Origin of the sequence: Methylobacterium sp. Leaf399 (assembly GCF_001424525.1) — a bacterium.
In the GTDB taxonomy this organism is placed as follows: Bacteria; Pseudomonadota; Alphaproteobacteria; order Rhizobiales; family Beijerinckiaceae; genus Methylobacterium.
Window position 1 is genome coordinate 149757 of sequence record NZ_LMQK01000012.1, and the last position, 19613, is coordinate 169369.

20 protein-coding genes are annotated in these 19613 nt (G+C 68.2%); 11 read left to right on the top strand and 9 right to left on the bottom strand.

What is annotated here, in order from left to right; translation table 11 throughout:
- The first annotated feature begins 201 nt into the window (after window positions 1-201).
- From ASG40_RS08850 to ASG40_RS08880, 7 genes are all read left to right on the top strand, one after another.
- On the top strand, window positions 202-3429 hold the full coding sequence (locus tag ASG40_RS08850) for an efflux RND transporter permease subunit (RefSeq protein WP_055883781.1): 3228 nt from the start codon (window positions 202-204) through the stop codon (window positions 3427-3429).
- Between the two features lie 28 nt (window positions 3430-3457).
- Window positions 3458-4747, top strand: coding sequence for an efflux RND transporter periplasmic adaptor subunit (locus tag ASG40_RS08855; RefSeq protein ID WP_055883784.1), 1290 nt, complete (start codon window positions 3458-3460; stop codon window positions 4745-4747).
- A gap of 81 nt (window positions 4748-4828) precedes the next feature.
- On the top strand, window positions 4829-6001 hold the full coding sequence (locus ASG40_RS08860) for an MFS transporter (protein WP_055883787.1): 1173 nt from the start codon (window positions 4829-4831) through the stop codon (window positions 5999-6001).
- Window positions 6002-6108: 107 nt separating this feature from the next.
- A complete protein-coding gene (rpmG, locus tag ASG40_RS08865; protein WP_055883792.1) occupies window positions 6109-6276 on the top strand; it encodes a 50S ribosomal protein L33 in 168 nt (55 codons plus the stop codon).
- Window positions 6277-6467: 191 nt separating this feature from the next.
- The gene (grxC, locus tag ASG40_RS08870; RefSeq protein ID WP_055883795.1) at window positions 6468-6731 is read left to right on the top strand and encodes a glutaredoxin 3; all 264 of its coding nucleotides are present in this window, start codon (window positions 6468-6470) and stop codon (window positions 6729-6731) included.
- Window positions 6732-6739: 8 nt separating this feature from the next.
- Complete coding sequence (locus tag ASG40_RS08875; RefSeq protein WP_082523983.1) at window positions 6740-7585, top strand: carbon-nitrogen hydrolase family protein; 846 nt, start codon at window positions 6740-6742, stop codon at window positions 7583-7585.
- Window positions 7586-7606: 21 nt separating this feature from the next.
- Complete coding sequence (locus tag ASG40_RS08880; protein WP_055883802.1) at window positions 7607-8080, top strand: DUF1178 family protein; 474 nt, start codon at window positions 7607-7609, stop codon at window positions 8078-8080.
- Window positions 8081-8181: 101 nt separating this feature from the next.
- Here ASG40_RS08880 and ASG40_RS08885 read toward each other — a convergent pair whose 3' ends face one another.
- The 3 genes from ASG40_RS08885 to ASG40_RS08895 all read right to left on the bottom strand — a co-directional run bounded on the left by ASG40_RS08885 (window position 8182) and on the right by ASG40_RS08895 (window position 9804).
- Window positions 8182-8670, bottom strand: coding sequence for a disulfide bond formation protein B (locus ASG40_RS08885; protein ID WP_055883805.1), 489 nt, complete (start codon window positions 8668-8670; stop codon window positions 8182-8184).
- Window positions 8670-9251, bottom strand: coding sequence for a YqaA family protein (locus ASG40_RS08890; RefSeq protein ID WP_055883808.1), 582 nt, complete (start codon window positions 9249-9251; stop codon window positions 8670-8672). The genes ASG40_RS08885 and ASG40_RS08890 overlap by 1 nt, the downstream gene beginning before the upstream one ends.
- An 85-nt stretch (window positions 9252-9336) precedes the next feature.
- Window positions 9337-9804, bottom strand: coding sequence for a response regulator (locus ASG40_RS08895; protein ID WP_055883813.1), 468 nt, complete (start codon window positions 9802-9804; stop codon window positions 9337-9339).
- A gap of 385 nt (window positions 9805-10189) precedes the next feature.
- On the opposite strand from ASG40_RS08895, the gene ASG40_RS22365 reads away from it, so the two are divergent.
- Both ASG40_RS22365 and ASG40_RS08905 read left to right on the top strand, forming a co-directional pair.
- Window positions 10190-10951, top strand: coding sequence for a cold-shock protein (locus tag ASG40_RS22365; RefSeq protein ID WP_055883816.1), 762 nt, complete (start codon window positions 10190-10192; stop codon window positions 10949-10951).
- A gap of 98 nt (window positions 10952-11049) precedes the next feature.
- The gene (locus tag ASG40_RS08905) at window positions 11050-11331 is read left to right on the top strand and encodes a hypothetical protein (protein WP_244480574.1); all 282 of its coding nucleotides are present in this window, start codon (window positions 11050-11052) and stop codon (window positions 11329-11331) included.
- Between the two features lie 109 nt (window positions 11332-11440).
- Here the strand turns inward: ASG40_RS08905 and rpsD are convergent, their stop codons facing one another.
- Together rpsD and murI are read right to left on the bottom strand one after the other, a co-directional pair.
- Complete coding sequence (gene rpsD / locus ASG40_RS08910; protein ID WP_055883823.1) at window positions 11441-12058, bottom strand: 30S ribosomal protein S4; 618 nt, start codon at window positions 12056-12058, stop codon at window positions 11441-11443.
- A gap of 183 nt (window positions 12059-12241) precedes the next feature.
- The gene (gene murI / locus ASG40_RS08915; protein ID WP_055883826.1) at window positions 12242-13135 is read right to left on the bottom strand and encodes a glutamate racemase; all 894 of its coding nucleotides are present in this window, start codon (window positions 13133-13135) and stop codon (window positions 12242-12244) included.
- A 179-nt stretch (window positions 13136-13314) separates the two neighbouring features.
- Here murI and egtB point away from each other — a divergent pair, with 179 nt between their 5' ends.
- Both egtB and egtD read left to right on the top strand, forming a co-directional pair.
- A complete protein-coding gene (gene egtB, locus ASG40_RS08920; RefSeq protein ID WP_055883829.1) occupies window positions 13315-14577 on the top strand; it encodes an ergothioneine biosynthesis protein EgtB in 1263 nt (420 codons plus the stop codon).
- A gap of 76 nt (window positions 14578-14653) precedes the next feature.
- A complete protein-coding gene (gene egtD / locus ASG40_RS08925; protein ID WP_055883832.1) occupies window positions 14654-15628 on the top strand; it encodes an L-histidine N(alpha)-methyltransferase in 975 nt (324 codons plus the stop codon).
- A 42-nt stretch (window positions 15629-15670) separates the two neighbouring features.
- Here the strand turns inward: egtD and ASG40_RS08930 are convergent, their stop codons facing one another.
- The 4 genes from ASG40_RS08930 to ASG40_RS08945 form a co-directional block, all read right to left on the bottom strand.
- Complete coding sequence (locus tag ASG40_RS08930) at window positions 15671-15931, bottom strand: hypothetical protein (protein WP_055883835.1); 261 nt, start codon at window positions 15929-15931, stop codon at window positions 15671-15673.
- A gap of 113 nt (window positions 15932-16044) precedes the next feature.
- Entirely contained in the window at window positions 16045-18504 is a 2460-nt protein-coding gene (gene clpA / locus ASG40_RS08935; RefSeq protein ID WP_055883838.1) for an ATP-dependent Clp protease ATP-binding subunit ClpA, read from the bottom strand.
- Between the two features lie 23 nt (window positions 18505-18527).
- A complete protein-coding gene (gene clpS / locus ASG40_RS08940; protein ID WP_244475585.1) occupies window positions 18528-18935 on the bottom strand; it encodes an ATP-dependent Clp protease adapter ClpS in 408 nt (135 codons plus the stop codon).
- Between the two features lie 259 nt (window positions 18936-19194).
- The gene (locus ASG40_RS08945; RefSeq protein ID WP_244480575.1) at window positions 19195-19554 is read right to left on the bottom strand and encodes a phasin family protein; all 360 of its coding nucleotides are present in this window, start codon (window positions 19552-19554) and stop codon (window positions 19195-19197) included.
- Between the last annotated feature and the right edge of the window lie 59 nt (window positions 19555-19613).

Sequence of the window (19613 nt, forward strand, 5' to 3'; positions counted from 1 at the left end):
ACGGCAGCCAGAGCACACCACGCCGTATTATCGATCTCGGATCATTTTTTATTTTGTATCCATAGGTTATTCACGTGCAGGTATTTCGCTTGCGCAAGAACAACCATGACGTGATAGTCCATCCCCTGCGACCTCGCGTCAGGGCTGTATCGGCGGGGCTCCCATGCGAACACCGACCCTCGTGCGATCCCTGAGGATACCATGGGCCTCGTCCAGTACGCCCTGAAGTTCCGCATCACGATCTACGTCCTGGCCGTGCTGATGATGCTCGGCGGGGCCGCGGCGGTCGTGGTCGCGCCCAAGGACGTTCTACCCACCGTCGACATTCCGGTGGTGGTGGTGGTGTGGACCTACAACGGCCTCTCCACATCGGAGATGGAACGGCGGATCACCACCTACGCCGAGTTTTCGCTCTCCAACAACGTCAACAACATCGCCCGGATGGAATCGACCACCCTTCAGGGTACGGCGATCCAGAAGGTGTACTTCGATCAGGCGGTGAGCATCGATCTGGCCATCGCGCAGGTCGTCTCGGCGATGAACTCCATCCGCTCGACGATGCCGCCCGGGGTGCAGCCACCCATCGTCCTACGGTTCTCGGCCTCCACCGTGCCGGTGATCCAGCTGTCGCTGACCTCGGACAAGGACAGTCTGAACAAGGTCAACGACTACGCGCAGTTCCGCATCCGCCAGCGCCTGACCCAGGTGCCGGGCTCGACCCTGCCCTCCCCCTTCGGCGGCGCCCCGCGCCAGGTGATGGTCGACCTCGACCTGCAGGCGCTCCAGGCGCTCGGTCTCACCGCGGTCGACGTCACCAACGCGATCACCGCGCAGAACCTCACGATCCCCTCCGGCCTCGCCAAGATCGGCGAGCAGCAGTACCCGATCCAGCTCAACGCCTCGCCCGATACCATCGACGCCCTCAACCTCATCCCGATCAAGGTGGTGTCGGGCCAGCCGGTGCTGGTGCGCGATGTCGCTTTCGTGCGCGACGGCGGGCCGCCGCAGGTCAACGTCGTGCGGGCCGACGGCGCCCAATCGGTGCTGATGCGGGTCTTCAAGAACGGCACCGCCTCGACGCTGGATGTCGTCAACAACGTCAAGAAGGCCCTGCCCGACATCCGCGCGGCCGCCCCCGAGGGCATGTCCCTGCGCGAATTGTTCGACCAGTCGGTCTTCGTCTCAGCGGCGATCGAGGGCGTGATCCACGAGGCGGTGATCGCGGCCAGCCTCACCGGCCTGACGATCCTCCTGTTCCTCGGCTCCTGGCGCTCGACCCTGGTCGTCCTGGTCTCGATCCCGCTCTCGATCCTGACCTCCCTCGCCATCCTGGCGTCGCTGGGCGAGACCATCAACGTCATGACCCTGGGCGGGCTCGCGCTCGCCGTCGGCATCCTCGTCGACGATGCCACGGTGGCCATCGAGAACACCCACCGGATGTTCGAGGAGGGCGAACCCTTCCGCAAGTCGGTGGTGGAGGGCGCGGCCGGCATCGCCAAGCCCGCGCTGATCTCGACGCTGTCGATCTGCGTCGCCTTCGTCTCGGTCTTCGCGCTCGCCGATACGCCCAAGTACCTGTTCACGCCCCAGGCGCTGGCAGTCGTCTTCGCGATGCTGACCTCCTACGTGCTGTCGCGGACCCTCGTGCCGGTGCTCATCGACGTGCTGGTGGCGCGCGAATTCGCCGAGCGCTACGGGCAGGCGGGCGACCTGCCGCGCCAGGGCCGAATCGCCAGGGCGCTCGGCGTCGTGTTCGGCCCGCTCCTGCGCCTGGCCGGTCGCTTCCGCCAAGGGTTCGAGGCCTGGTTCGCCCGCTTCCATCGCGGCTACATCGGGCTGCTGCACGTCGTGCTCGCCCGGCGGATCGCGACGCTGGCGGTGGTCGCGGCCCTGTTCGCCGGCACCGCCGGCCTCTTCACGGTGGTGGGCCAGGACTACTTCCCGCAGGTCGAATCGAGCCAGATGACGCTGCACCTGCGCACCCGCCCGGGCATGCGCATCGAGGCGGCCGAACAGGTCTTCGCGGCGGTCGAGGCGACGGTGCGCGAGGTCGTCCCCGAAGGCGAGGTCGACCAGATCCTGATCAACCTCGGCCTGCCGGCCAACAACTACAACTTCGCGTTCTCGGACGGCTCCTTCGTCGCCTACAACGACGGCCAGATGCTGATCAACCTCAAGAAGGGCCACGGCCCGGTGGCGGAGTACACCAAGCGCCTGCGCGAGGTCCTGCGGGAGCGTTTCCCCGACGTGGTGGCCTACTTCCAGCCCTCCGACATCATCACGCAGATCCTCAACTTCGGGACCATCGCGCAGATCGACATCCAGGTCTCCGGCCGCAACACCGAGAAGGATCTCGCGGCGGCCCAGGCCATCGTCCGGCGCCTGAAGGAGACCCGCGGCGCGGTGGACGTGCGCCTGCACCAAATCGTCGGCACGCCGCAGTTCTTCGTGGATGTCGACCGGCAGCTCGCCGCCGAGATCGGCCTCACCCAGCAGCAGGTCGGGCAGGCCCTGAACGTCTCCCTGTCGGGCTCCTTCCAGGTGACGCCGAACTTCTGGACCGACCCCAAGACCGGCATCCCCTATCAGCTCTGGGTCCAGACCCCCGAGTACCGCAACGATTCCCTCACCGCCCTGCAGAACACGCCCCTCCAGGTCGCCGCCAACGGCGACGCGCCCGGCGTGCTCACCCTCCTGTCCAGCGTCTCGACGATGCGCCGCGAGGGCTCGCAAACGGTCATCAACCACGTCAACACGCAGCCGACCTTCAACATCTACGCCGCCGTCCAGGATTCGGACCTCGGCTCGGTGGCGCGCGAGATCCGCCAGATCGTGGAGGAGGAGCAGAAGACCCTGCCGGCGCCCGACAAGATCACCGTGCGCGGCCAGATCGAGAACATGCAATCGGCCTTCTTCCGTATGGGAATCGGGCTCTCGATCGCGCTGGTGGCGGTCTATCTCCTGATGGCGGTCAACTTCCAGAGCTGGGGCGATCCCTTCGTGGTGCTGGCCGCCCTGCCGCTGGCCTTCTGCGGTATCGTCGCAAGCCTGTTCATCACCGGCACCACCTTCTCGATTCCGTCACTGTTCGGGGCGATCATGTCGGTGGGCATCGCGTCCGCGAACTCGATCCTGCTCGTCACCTTCGCCAAGGAACACCGCGAGGCCACCGGATGCAGTGCCCTGGAGGCGGCGATCCTTGCCGGGGAGACCCGGCTGAGGCCGGTGCTGATGACGGCCGGCGCGATGTTCCTCGGGCTCATCCCGATGGCGCTCGGCCACGGCGAGGGCGCGGAACAGAACGCCGCCGTGGCACGCGCCGTGATGGGCGGCATCGCGCTGGGGACGCCCGCGACGCTGCTGTTCGTGCCGTTCCTCTACACGGTGCTGCGTCGGGCCGAAGTGCGGCCGCTGGAGGATTACGCATGAGGCCGGCGACGATAGGGGCGGGACGCTCGTGACGGGGCATAGCCACAAGCGCGACCCCGGCGACATCCCGCCGCCACCGCGCAAGACGCCCTTCGTCCTCGTGGCGCTGGCGGCCATCGGCCTGCTCGGCTGGGGTGGATACGGCCAGTGGCAGCAGCGCGCCGCGGCCGCCGAGACGCAGCGCAAGATCAATTCCTTCGTGCCCAAGCTGCGCACAGCCTCCGTCCAGCGGACCGACAAGCCGATCGAGCTGACGCTGCCGGGGCAGACCGACGCCTTCGCCAGGGCGGCCCTCTTTGCCCGTGCCACCGGCTACATCGCCGAGCGCAGGGTCGACATCGGCTCCCGCGTCAAGAAGGGCGACGTCCTCCTGCGCATCGCAGCCCCCGACCTCGACCAGCAGCTGGCCCAGGCGGAGGCGCAGGTGGGCCAGCAGGAAGCGCAACTCCTCCAGGCCAAGGCCCTGGTCGATCAGGCCAAGGCGAACGTGAACCTCGCCAACGCCACCAACGACCGCACCTCGACGCTCGCAGGCCAGGGCTGGGCCTCGAAGCAGAACGCCGACAACTCCCAGGCCACGGTCCTGAGCCAGGGCGCGACCCTCGCCTCGGCCCAGGCCGGGGTGAAGGTGGCCGAGGCCAACATCAAGGCGCAGCTCGCCACCGTGAACCGGCTCAAGGCGCTCGCCGGCTTCAAGGACGTCACCGCGCCCTTCGACGGCGTCGTCACCACCCGCAGCGTCGACGTCGGCGACCTCGTCCATGCGGACGGCACCGGCACGGCCCTCCTGACCATGGACCGCGACGACATCCTGCGCATTTCGGTCAACGTGCCGCAAGCCGTGGCCATCGGCGTCCAGCCCGGGGTCGCCGCCGCCATCAAGGTGCCGCAGATGCCCGACCGGACCTTCTCGGGGGTGGTGGAGCGCAGCTCGGTCGCCCTGCTCACGGCTTCGCGCACCCTGACGACGCAGGTCGACGTGGCCAACCGCGACGGCGCCCTGCGCGCCGGGCTCTACGTCTACGTGACGCTCAAGATTCCCCGCACCGCGCCGGCGGTGACGATCCCGGCCGAGGCCCTGGTCTTCAACCAGCGCGGGCCGCAGGTCGCGATCTCCCGCGACGACGGCACGGTGCAATGGCGCAGCATCAGGATCGGCCGCGATCGCGGGACCGTCATCGAACTGAGCGAGGGATTGGACGGGTCCGAGCAGATCGTCCTGAGCCCGCCGGTGGACCTGCGCGACGGCCAGACGATGGAGCGCGCCGCGCCCCCTCCCCCGGCGCAGGCGCCGCCCAAGCAGGCGTCGGCGCGGTAGGGGCGCCCGGGCCGAGGTTGCGGCGGGGCCCGATCCGGCCCAGAGGGTGCGCCCCCGCCGGTCGGACCCCATCTCTCTGCCATGCTCGACACAACGCCGACCCCCAGCCTCGACCGCGACCGCTTCGCGGCCATCGCGGCAGCGATCACCTGCGTCGCGGTGGTGGGCATCGGCCTGAGCCTGTCGATCCCGCTCCTGTCGCTCGAAATGTCGCGGATGGGCGCCTCGAGCACCATGATCGGCATCAACACCGCCGTGGCGGGTCTCGCCAGCATCGTGACGGTGCCGTTCGTGCCGGGCCTGGCCGCGCGGGTCGGCGTCGTGCGCCTGCTCCTCCTGGCCATCGCGCTCGGCGCGGTGACCCTGGTGGGGTTCAAGGTGCTGCCGGAACTCGGCTGGTGGTTCGTCCTGCGTTTCGTCTTCTCGATGAGCCTCGGAGTGCTGTTCGTCCTCTCCGAATTCTGGATCAACGAGGCGGCACCGCCGGCCCGCCGCGGGCTCGTCATGGGCATCTACGCCACCGTGCTGGCGCTGGGCTTCGCCATCGGGCCGACGCTGCTCGCCCTCCTCGGCACCGAGGGCTACGCGCCCTACCTCGCGGGTGCGGGCCTGTTCGTGCTCGGCATGGCGCCGCTCGTGCTCGCCAGTGGCCTGTCACCGCATATGGACCGGGGCCGGGGCCTGCCGTTCCTCGCGTACCTTCGGTTGGCCCCGGCCGCGACCTTCGCGGCGTTGGTCTACGGCGCGGTGGAGACCGGGGGCTTCGCGATCCTTCCCCTCTACGGCCTTCGCATCGGATACGAGCCGGCCATGGCGGCGGGCCTCGTGAGCCTCATGGCGGTGGGCAACGTGATGTTCCAGATCCCGTTCGGCTGGCTGTCCGACCGGTTCGACCGTCGCTACGTGCTCCTCGCCTCGGCGATCGGCGGCGCCGTCGGTGCGGCGCTGATCCCGCTGGCATCGACCTCGTTCCCGGCCCTGGCCATCCTCCTCGTCGTCTGGGGGGGACTCGCCGGGACGCTCTACACGGTCGGTCTCGCCCACCTCGGCGCCAGCGTCAGGGGACGGGAGTTGGCGGGCGCCAACGCCGCCTTCGTCGTGCTCTACAACGTCGGCCTGATGCTGGGGCCGCCGCTCATCGGCGGCGGTATGGACCTGATGCCGCCCCAGGGCTTCGCCCATGCCCTGTGCGGGCTGTTTCTCGCCTATGCGCTCCTGGTGACGTGGCGCCTCCGGCCCGGCGCCCCGTCTTGACGCGCGGCGCCTGATCGGGCATTTCCCGCCTCGTATTCCGCCGGGCCCTCCCGGCCATTTTGCGTTTCGCTCATGCGGAATGCCGCAATCTCCAGGAGCGTCACGTCATGGCCAAGGCCGTCACCATCAAGATCCGCCTCGTCTCCACCGCGGACACGGGCTATTTCTACGTCACCAAGAAGAACTCGCGGACGCAGACCGACAAGCTGTCCATGAAGAAGTACGACCCGGTCGCGCGCAAGCACGTCGAGTTCAAGGAATCCAAGATCAAGTAGACGGATCGGGCGTCACCGCCCGGCCGAGCAGCAAAGCCGCCCGTGACCGGGCGGCTTTTTTCGTTTCTGCTTCCACCGGCGGCGAGCCAGGTCACCGACGGACGGGTGCTTTCGGCAACGGCGATTGGCGCGTACAAGGCGAATTCACGGTCGCATCGCGCCGATGCATCGCCCCGGAATCGTTCAGCCCCATGTCGCAGCCGGTGACCATCTATACGACGTCGTGGTGTCCCTATTGCGCGGCCGCCAAGGTGCTGCTGCGCGACAAGAGTGTCGCTTTCACCGAGATCGACGTGGAGAAGACGGCGGGCGCCCGCGCGGCGATGATGCAACGAGCCGGCGGGCGCACCAGCGTGCCACAGATCTTCGTCGGCGACACCCACGTCGGCGGCTGCGACGATCTCCACGCCCTCGAACGGGCCGGCAAGCTCGACCCCCTCTTGTCCGCGGCATGAGCGCTCCGATGTCCGAGACTCGCTTCACCGCCGCTTGCGTCCAGATGCGCTCCGGGCGCGATCCCGCCGCCAATCGCGACGCGGTGGTGGCCGGCCTGCGCGAAGCCGCGGCCGCCGGCGCCGATTTCGTCCAGACGCCGGAGATGACCTCCCTGGTGGAGCGCGGGCGCGAGAACCTCTTCGCCAAGGTGCGCCCGCAGGACGAGGACGAGACCCTGGCCGCCTGCCGCGAGGCCGCCCGCACCCTGGGCATCGTGGTGCAGATCGGGTCGCTGGCGATCCTCAACGGCGACAAGGTCGCCAACCGCGCCTTCCTGATCGACGCGCAGGGGGACATCACCGCAGCCTACGACAAGCTCCATCTCTACGACGTCGACCTGCCCAACGGCGAACGCTGGCGGGAATCGGCGATCTACACCGGCGGCGCCTGCGCGGTGGTGGCCGAGACGCCGTGGGCACCCATCGGCCTCGCCATCTGTTACGATCTGCGGTTTCCCGCCCTCTATCGGGCCCTGGCGGAAGCCGGTGCGACGATCCTCACGGCCCCCGCCTGCTTCACCCGCCAGACCGGGCAGGCTCATTGGCACGTGCTGCACCGGGCCCGCGCGATCGAGACGGGGTCGTTCATGATCTCGGCCGCGCAGGGCGGCCGCCACGAGGACGGACGCGAGACCTACGGGCATTCGCTGATCGTCGACCCGTGGGGCAAGGTGCTGGCCGATGCCGGCAACGACGCCCCCGGCGTCATCCTGGCGGAGATCGACCTTTCCCGCGTGACCGACGCGCGGGCCCGCATCCCGACCCTCGAACACGCCAGGCCCTTCACGGTGGAGAGGGTCGGGCGCTCTGCCTGACCCCGAGGGCAGGCCCCGCTCATGATCCGCTACACCCTCGCCTGCGAGGCCGGGCACGGCTTCGAGAGCTGGTTCCCGTCGAGCGAGGCCTACGACGAGCAGGTGGCGCGCGGCCTCGTGACCTGCCCGCTGTGCGGGTCGGCGGAGGTCGGCAAGGGCATGATGGCGCCGGCGATCGCCCGCGGCGGCCGCGCGACGCCACCGTCCGAAGTTCCGGCGGCTGCGGTCCCGATGCAACCCCAGGCCGGGCCGGTCGCCCTGAGCGCGGAACCGGACCGGCGCTTGCGCGCGATGATGCGCGCCATCCGCGAGCACGTGGTGAAGACCGCCGACGATGTCGGCGACCGCTTTCCGGAGGAAGCCCGCCGCATCCATTACGGCGAGGTCGACAGTCGTCCGATCTACGGCGAGGCGAGCCCGCAGGAGGCCCGCGACCTCATCGAGGAAGGGATCGCCGTGGCGCCCCTGCCGATCGCGCCCGACGACCGCAACTGATGAGAGCATCGGACCGGAAAGTGGACCCGCTTTTCGGAAAAATCCGATGCAAAGACAACGAGCTAGAGCGCCGGACCGGACATCTCGGCCGGTCGGGCGCTCTAGCGCCGCAGGGCCGCCGTGCCCGCGACCGACGCGAGGACGAACGAGACGAGCCCGTTCCAGCCCGCCAGCGAAATCCCGAAGAGCCGCCAGGCGGCGGTGGCGCAATCCACCACGCGGGTCTTTTCGAGGGCGTTCAGGAAATCGCCGATGGCCGCGGGCGCGGCTCCCGTTCCCCCGCCGCAATCGGAGGGACCCGGCCAGAACGCCCACTCCGCGCCGGCATGGTAGACGCTGAGACCGGCCCCGTAGAGCAGGCCGGCGGCGGCGAGGCCGAGCAGGAGGCGCGTCGCGCGCTCGGGTGCCGCGAGGCCGAGGAGGCCGAGGGGGATCGCCGCGTAATGGGGCAGGCGCTCGGTGAGGCAGAGCTTGCACGGGGCGTAGCCGAGGACGAACTCGAAGTAGAACGCTCCGGCGAGCGTCAGCCCCGAGCCCAGCACCAGGACGAGGGCCGCCTGGCGCAGCCTGAGAAGAGCACGGTCATCCATCACAGCAGAACCTTGAACAAGACGAACCCGAGGACGATCGCCGCCACGGCCAGGGCGGCGACGAGGTTGAGATGCCGATCGAGCACCTCGCGGATCTGGACGCCGTAGCGTCCGAGCAGGCCGGCGAGCACGAAGAACCGCGCGCCGCGGGTGATCAGCGACAGCACCATGAACCAGAACAGATCGTAATGGGCAAAGCCCGACGTGATGGTCACGAGCTTGAACGGAATCGGGGTGAGGCCCTTCAGCAGGATCACCCAATGGCCGTATTGCGCGTAGGAGGCCTGGAAGGTCGCCGCCTTGTCGGACAGCCCGTAGACTCTGAACAGCCACTGTCCGATCGAATCGAACAGCAGGGCGCCGATGGCGTAGCCGAGCAGGCCGCCGGCCACCGAGGCCAGGGTGGTGACGAGGGCATACAACCAGATTCGGTCCGGCCGGCTCACCGCCATCGGCACCAGCATCACGTCGGGCGGGACCGGGAAGAACGAGCTCTCCGCGAACGACACCGCACCCAGCGCCCAGGGAGCGGCGGGTTTTCCCGCCAGGGCGAGGATCCACTCGTACAGGCGACGGATCATGGGTGCTCGTTCGGTGGGACGGTCGCCGGATGCGCCGCCCATTGACCACATCGGGGCGATGGTGGCGAGCGGCAGGCGGGCCCGGTCAGGCCTTGCCGGCGGCGGTCATGCGCGGCACCGGCCGTAGCAGGCTCTTGACCTGGGAGAACGGGCGGGGCCGGTTGATCACCTCGTCGAGGCGCGACCACAGCGTCTTGGGCGAGAACGGCTTGGCGATGATCTCGTTGACGCCGATGGCGATGGCCCGGTCGACGACGTTGCGGCGGGGCTGGGCCAGCATCAGGATGATCGGCACCGTCGGCGAGGGCGACGTCATCGGCGTGCGGGCGAGGCGGATGAACTCCTCGCCCGACAGGATCGCCAGATCCCAGTCGATGATGGTGATGTCGGGCTTGCTCTCGGCGAGCACGCCGAGGGCCTCGGCGCCGTCCGGCGCCTCCAGGACACGCTTGATGCCGACCCGCATCAGCATGTCCCGGACGATTCGGCGGATGTACAGGCTCTCGTCGACGACGAGGGCCGAGAGATCCGGAAACGACGGAGTTGCGATCATCGCGTGGCGGCTTGCATCCCGGCGCGAAGCGCGCTTGCGCGGGACGTTACGGCGAACGGCCTTTTTTCTTCCCTAATGCAACGCGGCGATTGCCATGGACCGCCCTGGCGCGCCTGCGTCCCATTCAGCCAGCGAGCCGAGCCCGGCGAGTCCTCCCGGTGTCGCCTGCGACAAAAAAGTGGGGCCCTTGCTCGGAAAGTTGCGGAACCGAATGGCGAAAGCCGAGATGCGTCTTGCGATTGCGGCAGCTTTCGGTCAGGACTAGGGCGTTATTCTTGGTTACCGCTGCCGGGGATGACGATTCTGTGCTGCGTGGGCTGTCTGGGACGGCGCGCACACGGTGTCGGAGACTAATGGACGGCGGACGGTTTTTGGCGAGCTTTCGATGGGACGTGGTCGTGATTTCAGGGGGCCGCAGAAGCGCGGCTTCGATGAGGGTGGAGCCGAGCCCCGGTGGCCGGATCAGGCTCCCCCGAGCGGTGGCTTCGGCGGTGGCTTCGGCGGCGGCGGTTTCGACCGTGGCCCGTCGCGCGCGGCGGCAGCCCCCTCCGGACCGGAGCGTGACGCGACGGTCAAGTGGTTCAACAAGGAGAAGGGCTTCGGCTTCGTCGAACTCGCCGATGGTTCGGGCGACGCCTTCCTCCACATCCGCGCCGTCGAGGCCGCGGGCCATGCCGACCTCCTCCCCGGAACGCGCCTGACGGTTCACACCGCTCAGGGCCAGAAGGGCCCGCAGGTCACCGACGTGACCAGCGTCGACACCTCCACGGCCGAGGCGGCCCCTCCGGCCCGCGAGGCTCGCCCGCCGCGGACCGGCGGTTTCGGCGGCGGTGATCGCTACGCCAGCGCCGGCGGCGGTTACGGCGGCGGTGGCGGCGACCGCTACGGCAGCCCCGGTGGTGGCGGCGGTGGCGGACGTTTCGCCAGCGGCCCGTCCACCGAGATGACCGGCACGGTCAAGTGGTACGATCCGGCGAAGGGCTTCGGCTTCGTTTCCGTCAACGACGGTGGGAAGGACGTGTTCGTCCATCGCTCCGCCCTGTCGCGGGCCGGTCTCGAGTCGCTCGCGGAAGGCCAGCAGGTCGTCCTGGGTGTTGTCGAGGGACAGAAGGGCCGCGAGGCCCAGAGCGTCCAGGTCGACGATTGATTTTATCCTAGGGTCGGGGTTCGCCCCGATTCCGTCGGATCGATCGACGATGGATTGAACGGCGGCCGCGAGGCCGCCGTTCGTCGTTCAGGATCACCGTGAGCCAAGGCATGCGCGTCTCGACCTTCGCCGCCGTCCTCGTCGCCTCGGCGGCAAGCCTCGCCGAACCGGCGGCAAGCGCCGAGGACTTCACGGGCTTCTACGCCGGTGTGAATGCAGGCTACGCCTTCGGGAAGGACACGTCCGAGGCGACCTCCCCCGCCCCGGTCGTGACGCCCGGCGCGCCGCCTTCGAACGCCACGGCGCTTCCGCCCAGCGCCGCGAACGCGGCGCGGACGATGAAGGCGGCACCCAAGGCTGGGCCGTCCCTGCTCCGTTAGGCCGTCTCTCCCCGCCGGGACGCGACCGTCGCGGAAACGAGAAAGGCCGCCCCGAGGGGCGGCCTTTCCTTCGAGTGCGCCGGCGACCCGGAGGTCGCTGGCGGAGATATCAGCGCGAGTAGAACTCGATCACGAGGTTGGGTTCCATCTGGACGGGGTAGGGAACCTCGCCGAGACCGGGAACGCGGGTGACGCGGGCGGTCATCTTGGAGTGATCCACCTCGATGTAGTCGGGCACGTCGCGCTCGGCGAGCTGCACCGCTACGACCACGATCTCGAGCTGCTTGGAGGAATCCTTGACCTCGATCAGGTCGCCCGGCTTCACGAGGTAGCTGGCGATGTTGACCCGCTGCCCGTTGACCTTGACGTGGCCGTGGTTGACGAACTGACGGGCCGCGAACGGGGTCGGAACGAACTTGGCGCGGTAGACGACGGCGTCGAGGCGGCGCTCGAGCAGACCGATCAGGTTCTCGCCCGAATCGCCACGCAGGCGGATCGCCTCGGCGTAGTAGCGGCGGAACTGCTTCTCGGTGATGTTGGCGTAGTAGCCCTTCAGCTTCTGCTTGGCGCGCAGCTGCGTGCCGAAGTCGGACATCTTGCCCTTGCGGCGCTGGCCGTGCTGGCCGGGGCCGTACTCGCGGCGGTTGACGGGGCTCTTGGGCCGGCCCCAGATGTTCTGGCCCATGCGGCGATCGAGCTTGTGCTTCGCCTGAATGCGTTTCGACATCGCGGTTCCTCTCAGCGGGTGAGATAGAGGTGAGGAACGCGCCCTCCTCTTCCCGAGCGGCCATACGGCGCGGGCGGGACGACAGAGCGGACAGAGCCGCTCACGGGTGCGCTAGAAAACGCGACGGGGCCCCTCGTCGGAGCCCCGCTGCAGTCGCGTCCTTAGGTCAGAAGCCGGCTCCGGTCAATCCGCCGACGCGTCGTTCACGCACAACGGCATCGCGTCGATCATCACCTCCCGCAGGCCCCGGCTGGCGAGCGAATGGCGCAGGGGCGTGGTCACGCTCCCGCCGCCGGTGAAGATCGCCCGCACCGGCATCCGCATCCGGTCGGCGTCCTGAGGGGCCGGCCCGAGAAGCTGGAGGACGCGCCGGGCGATCGCCGGCGAGGGGTCGATCCAGGTCACCGGCCATGGCGCCAGTCGCTCGAACCGCGCCAGCAGCAGCGGGTAGTGGGTGCAGGCGAGGCACACGACATCGGTGCGCCGCCCGTCCGCGGCGGTCACGAAGCAGCGGGCGATTTCGGCGGCGAGCGCCGCATCGTCCACGGGCTGGCCGGCGAGTTCGGCCTCCGCGAAGTTCGCGAGGTTGGGAGCTCCGACGAGGGTGACGTCGCAGGCGCCGGCATAGGTGGCGATGAGGTCGTGGGTATAGGCCCGTGCCACGGTGCCGGGGGTCGCCAGCAACGAGATCATGCCGGAGCGCGTCGCCGCAGCGGCGGGCTTGATCGGCGGCACCACACCGACGAAGGGCGTGCCGAAGCGCGCCCGCAGGGACGGCAGCACCAGCGTCGAGGCGGTGTTGCAGGCCACCACCACGAGGTCGGGGCGATGGCGGCCGATGAGCCGGTCCATCACCGCCAGCACCCGCGCCACAAGGACGGGCTCGGGCAGCCCGCCGTAGGGAAAGGCGGCATCGTCGGCGGCGTAGAGATAGGTGGCGTCCGGACGGACCCGGCGCACCTGCTCGAACACGGTGAGACCGCCGAGCCCGGAATCGAACACGAGGATCGTCGGTTCGGGCGTCGAGGCGGTCACGACGGCGGATGTCGCTGTTCCGGCCATGAGATCGATCGGCATGGGACTCTCGCGCGACACCCGATGACGGAGGAGTGTCCGCGAAATGGGGTTAAGGACATCTCACCACGGCGAGAAAAAGGCGTCCGATCGGTCCGCGACGAACCGGATCGCGGGGTGGCGGTTGTCGAAACGGGGCCGACACATATGTGGTGTCCCACCGCGACCAAGGGACATCCCACATGGCAGCCACGGCCGCATTCCGCGACGCTCCTCTCTCGCGTCCGACGTTTCCGCCGCCCTCCCCGGCCGCCCGCCCGATCGATCGAGCGGCCTGGATCGCCGCGTTTCGGCACGTCCGCGACGAGACCGAGCGTCGGGCCGCTCCTCTGTCGGCAGAGGACCAGCAGATCCAGTCGATGGCGGATGCGAGCCCGACGAAGTGGCACCGGGCGCATACGACCTGGTTCTTCGAGCAGTTCCTGCTGCGGGACAACCTGCCGGACTTCTCCGTCTACGACGAGCGCCTGCACTACCTCTTCAATTCGTACTATGTCGCCGCCGGCCCGCGCCAGCCGCGGATCATGCGGGGTCTCATCACCCGGCCTAACGCCGAGGAGGTCCGCGCCTACCGTACCCATGTCGACCGGGCGGTCGAACACCTGATCACGCAGGCGACCGACGCGGTGCTCGCGTCGGTGCTGCCCGTCTTGGAGATCGGCCTGTATCATGAGCAGCAGCACCAGGAACTGCTGATCACCGATATCCTGCACGCCTTCGGGCAGAACCCGCTCAACCCGGCCTACGATGAGACCTGGCGCTTTCCCGCCCCGGAGGCCGTCGCCGGCACGGTCGCGCTGCCGGGAGGCGTCACCCGGATCGGCCACGAGGGCGATGGCTTCTCCTTCGACAACGAATCGCCGCGCCACGACACCCTGATCCTGCCCTGCACCATCGACCGCGCCCTCGTGACCAATGTTCAGTGGCAGGCGTTCATGGCGGACGGCGGCTATGCCCGTCCCGAACTCTGGCTGTCCGACGGCTGGATCATGGCGCAATCGGAAGGGTGGGAGGCCCCGGGCTATTGGCAGCACGGGGAAGAGGGGTGGTCGAGCATGACGCTGGCCGGCCGCCGGCCGATCGAGCCGACCCTGCCGGTCACGCACGTCAGCTACTACGAGGCCGATGCCTATGCCCGCTGGGCCGGGCGCGACCTGCCCACCGAGTTCGAATGGGAAGTCGCCGCCCGCGAAGGCCTGCTCGCCGACGCCTTCGGGTCGGTCTGGCAATGGACCCGCAGCGCCTACACGGCCTACCCGGGCTATCGCCCGGTCGCGGGTGCGCTCGGCGAGTACAACGGCAAGTTCATGTCGAACCAGTTCGTGTTGCGTGGCTCCTCGGTGGCGACGCCGCTGGGCCATGCGCGTACCGGGTATCGCAACTTCTTCTATCCGCACCAGCGCTGGCAGTTCACCGGGCTTCGGCTCGCCGACGCCAACGCCTGATCTAGCCCCCAGCGTTCATTCTCGCGTTCCTTCCGGCCCCGCGTTCTTTTTGTCCTCGCGTTCTTGGAGACGAGCCGTGACCATCAACCCCGTCTTCACCAACGCGAGCCCTCTCGCGTCCGTCGATCCCGAACGCCAGTTCCTCGCCGACGTCGTCGAGGGACTCTCGGCGCGGCAGAAGTACCTGTCGGCCAAATACTTCTACGATGCTGCCGGATCGGACCTGTTCGAGGCGATCACGCGCCAGCCGGAGTACTATCCGACCCGGACGGAGCTCGGCATCCTCGACGCCGACGGGCCGGCGATCGCCTCCGCCTTGCCGCGGCGGGCCGATCTCGTCGAGTTCGGGAGCGGGTCCACCGTCAAGGTCCGCCGGCTCCTCAGGCACCTGCCGGACCTGGCGGCCTATGTGCCGGTGGACGTCTCCGAGAGCTTCCTGCGCAGCGAGGCCGACGCCCTGGCGATCGACTTCCCGCATCTCGGCATCGAGCCCGTGGCGGCCGATTTCACGCGGCCCTTCACCTTGCCCGACGGCCTGTGCGGCCAGTCGGTCGCCGGCTTCTTCCCCGGCTCGACGATCGGAAACTTCGAACCGCCTCAGGCAGCCGACCTCCTGGCGCATTTCGGGCGCGTGCTGGGGCGTGGTGCGACGCTGATCGTGGGCGTCGACCTCGTCAAGGACGTCGACATTCTGGAGGCGGCCTACGACGACACGGCCGGCGTGACGGCAGCGTTCAACCTCAACCTGTTGACCCGGATCAATCGGGAACTCGGAGCCGACTTCGCGGTCGCTCGCTTCGCGCACCGGACCTTCTTCAACCCGCGGGCCTCCCGCATCGAGATGCATCTCGTCAGCCTGGACGACCAATCCGTCGCCATCGGCGGCCAGACGTTCTCCTTTACGAAAGGCGAGTCGATCCACACCGAGAACAGCTACAAGTACACCGTCGCGACGTTTCGCGATTTGGCGGCAGAGGCCGGCTGGGAGCCGGTCAGCGTCTGGACCGACGCCGACGCGTTGTTTTCCGTCCACGCCCTCAGGAGGCGCTGAGCGCGCCACGACCGCGCAAAGCGACGGACTCGAAACGCGGCCTCAGCCGCGCTTCTCCATAATCTGCTTGACCTGCATCATCTGGTCCCAGACCGTTCCCGGGGTCGTGCCGAGCACGTCGAACCCAGCGCTGACGCCCCAGTAGATCCCGTAGAGGATGAAGGGGACGACAATCCAGCCCAGGATTTCCTCGAACCGATGACGCTGGGTGCGGCGTCGGCGGCGCTTTTCCCGCGCGGTGAGGGCCTGCGAGGGAGCGACGGAGACGGGCGTGAGGGGACCCTCATGCAAGTCGCTCATCAGTCATCCCTTTCGTTTGCCATCCGACGAGGCGAAACCATCCTCGCCACCATCGGATGCGCCCTCGCGGGGGCGCATCCCGGCGCTTGCTAATCGCCGTCGGCGGAGATGTCGACTCAGGCCTTGACCAGCGGGACCTTGGGCACCGTGCGAACGCTGCCGGAACCGCCGCCCTTGTCCTTGCCGTCGTCCTTCTTGCGGACCACCGTGCGCGATTTGACCCTCTTGTGGCGCTTGGCGGCGTTGGCCACGTCCTTCTCGGGCTTCGGGGTCACGGGGCCGGCCGGGAAGTCGAAGCCGAGCCCGTCCTTTTCGCCCTCGACCGGCGGCTTGACGACCACGCGCACCGCGCCGCCGTCCTTCAGCTTCCCGAACAGTACCTCGTCGGCCAGCGGCGTCTTGATGGTCGACTGGATCAGACGCGCCATCGGGCGGGCGCCCATGGCGTCGTCGTAGCCGTGCTCCACCAACCAGTCGCGGGCCTCGTCGGAGAGTTCGATGGTGACGTTGCGGTCGGCGAGTTGCGCCTCGAGCTGGAGGACGAACTTGTCCACCACCTTGGCCACGACTTCCTTCGGCAGATGACCGAACGAGATGATCGCATCGAGCCGGTTGCGGAATTCCGGCGCGAACAACTTGTTGATCGCCTCGACGTCGTCGCCCGTCCGCTTCGTCTGCGTGAACCCGTAGGCCGAACGTGCCATGTCGGCGGCCCCGGCGTTCGAGGTCATAATGATGATGACGTTGCGGAAATCGACCTGCTTGCCGTTGTGATCGGTGAGCTTGCCGTGGTCCATCACCTGCAACAGGATATTGAACAGGTCCGGATGAGCCTTCTCGATCTCGTCCAGCAGCAGCACGCAGTGCGGGTTCTGGTCGATGCCGTCGGTGAGCAGACCACCCTGGTCGAAGCCGACGTAGCCGGGGGGTGCGCCGATGAGGCGGCTCACCGTGTGACGCTCCATGTATTCCGACATGTCGAACCGGATCATCTCGACGCCGAGACTGGCGGCGAGTTGCTTGGCCGCCTCCGTCTTGCCGACGCCGGTGGGGCCGGCGAAGAGGTAGGAGCCGATCGGCTTGTCGGGATCGCGCAGGCCGGCACGCGCCAGCTTGATCGCCGAGGTCAACGCCTCGATGGCGTTGGACTGGCCATAGACGACGCGGCCCAGGTTCTCCGTGAGGTTCTTGAGCACCACCGCATCGTCCTTCGACACGGTCTTCGGGGGAATGCGGGCCATCGTGGCGATGGTCGCCTCGATTTCCTTGACGCCGATGGTGCGCTTGCGGCGAGATTCCGGGAGCAGCATCTGCGAGGCGCCGGTTTCGTCGATCACGTCGATCGCCTTATCGGGCAGCTTGCGGTCGTTGATGTAGCGCGCCGACAGTTCCACCGCGGCCTTCACCGCCTCGGTGGTGTACTTGAGCTTGTGGAACTCCTCGAAATACGGCTTGAGGCCCTTTACGATCTCGATCGCGTCGGGGATCGAGGGCTCCTTGACGTCGATCTTCTGGAACCTGCGCACCAGGGCGCGATCCTTCTCGAAGTACTGCCGGTACTCCTTGTAGGTCGTCGAGCCGATGCAGCGTAAGCTACCGTTCGCGAGTGCCGGCTTCAGGAGGTTCGAGGCGTCCATCGCCCCGCCCGACGTCGCTCCGGCCCCGATGACGGTGTGGATCTCGTCGATGAAGAGCACCGCGTTGGGGTGCGCCTCGATCTCCTTCATCACCTGCTTGAGACGCTCCTCGAAGTCGCCGCGATAGCGGGTCCCGGCGAGCAGGGTCCCCATGTCGAGGGAGAACACGGTCGCGTCGAGCAGAACCTCCGGCACCTCGCCGTGAATGATCTTCCGGGCCAGACCTTCGGCGATGGCGGTCTTGCCGACGCCGGGGTCGCCCACCAGCAGCGGGTTGTTCTTCTGGCGCCGGCACAGGATCTGGATCGTGCGGGAAACCTCGGTCTCGCGGCCGATCAGCGGGTCGACCTTGCCGTCGCGAGCCTTCTTGTTGAGGTTGACGCAATAGGCGTCGAGGGCGTCGCCCTTCTTCTTCGTGCGCTCGCCCTCCTCGCCGCTCGGCCGCTCGGCCGCGGATTCCTCCTCGGCGCCGCGCACCGGCTTGGCCTCCGACGCCCCCGGACGCTTGGCGATGCCGTGGCTGATGTAGTTGACCGCGTCGTAACGGGTCATGTCCTGCTCCTGCAGGAAGTAGGCGGCATGGCTCTCGCGCTCTGCGAAGATCGCCACCAGGACGTTGGCCCCGGTCACCTCCTCGCGGCCGGAGGATTGCACGTGGATCACCGCGCGCTGGATCACCCGCTGGAAGCCGGCGGTGGGCTTGGCGTCCTGGCGGCCGTCGCCGATCAGGTTCGACAACTCGGTGTCGACGTATTCGACGAGGCTGCGCTTGAGGGTGTCGACCTCGACGTTGCAGGCCCGCATGACAGCCGCCGCGTCCTGGTCGTCGACCAGGGCGAGCAGGAGATGCTCCAGCGTCGCGTATTCGTGCCGGCGCTCGCCGGCGAGCGCGAGGGCGCGGTGGAGAGCTTGTTCTAGGCTGCGAGAGAAGCTGGGCAAAGCGGGGCCTCTGAGTGGGATGCCTATTTCTTTTCCATGACGCACTGGAGAGGATGTTGATGTTTGCGTGCGAAGTCCATGACCTGCGTCACCTTGGTCTCGGCGACCTCGTAGGTGAACACCCCGCACTCGCCCACGCCATTATGATGCACGTGCATCATGATCTGGTAGGCGTCCTCCTGCGACTTGTTGAAGAACTTTTCGACGACGTGGACCACGAACTCCATCGGCGTGTAGTCGTCGTTGAGCAGCAGCACCCGATAGAGGCTCGGGCGCTTGGTCCGCGTCTTGGTTCGGGTGATGATGGCGGTGCCCGAGCGGCCGTCGTCGCTGCCGCCCGGATCGCGCGGGTCCGAAGCGCGAGGCTCGGACAGGTCGGCGCCCGAGTGGGGGCGCAAGGGGCCGTCGCCCGGCGGCAGGACGTGAACCATCTGACTCGAATCGACCCGTTCGTGCGGCATGCTGCTCGTGAAGCTGCTGGTCCGCGGGTCGCGCCGGCGAGGCGCGCTCGCTTCGCCGTCAATCTATAGAGCGTCCGCGCCCTGCGCCAGTCGGCTGCGCGCACTTGTCCGGATCGGCGGCCCCGAGGGCGTTACGCCTCCCGCCCGTGCCACTCGCCTCCACGACGGAAAGGAGGGCACCACGGCGCCCTCCGAACGACCTGATGTGACGGCTGGATCGATGCCTTCTTCAAACCGCCGCGGGGAGCCCGCCCCGGACCCGGCCTTCGACGGGCTTGGTCAGGTCCTTCGCGAGACCCTGGTAGAGGTCGGCCATCAGCTTGGCCTGAGCCATCAGCCGCTCGTAGGAGCCCTTCAGGTATGTGGTCTGGATCTCCACGGCCGCCTGAGGGGTCTGCGCCTTGGCCAGCGCCTTCATCGTTTCATTGGCGTAGATCATCGACTGCTTGGCGTAATCCACGGATTCGATGCCCATGGTCTGGGCGGTCCGGGAGAACGTACCGACGGCCTTGAGCATCGCGCCGATGCCGCCATGGCCCGTCTCACGGAGCGTGTCGAAGGCGGCCTTGTCGAGGGGGTTGGTCATCATGGGGTCGTCATGCCCTCGCGGGCATGCCTTCTTGAGTCGAGAAAGACGCGCAGGCGCCA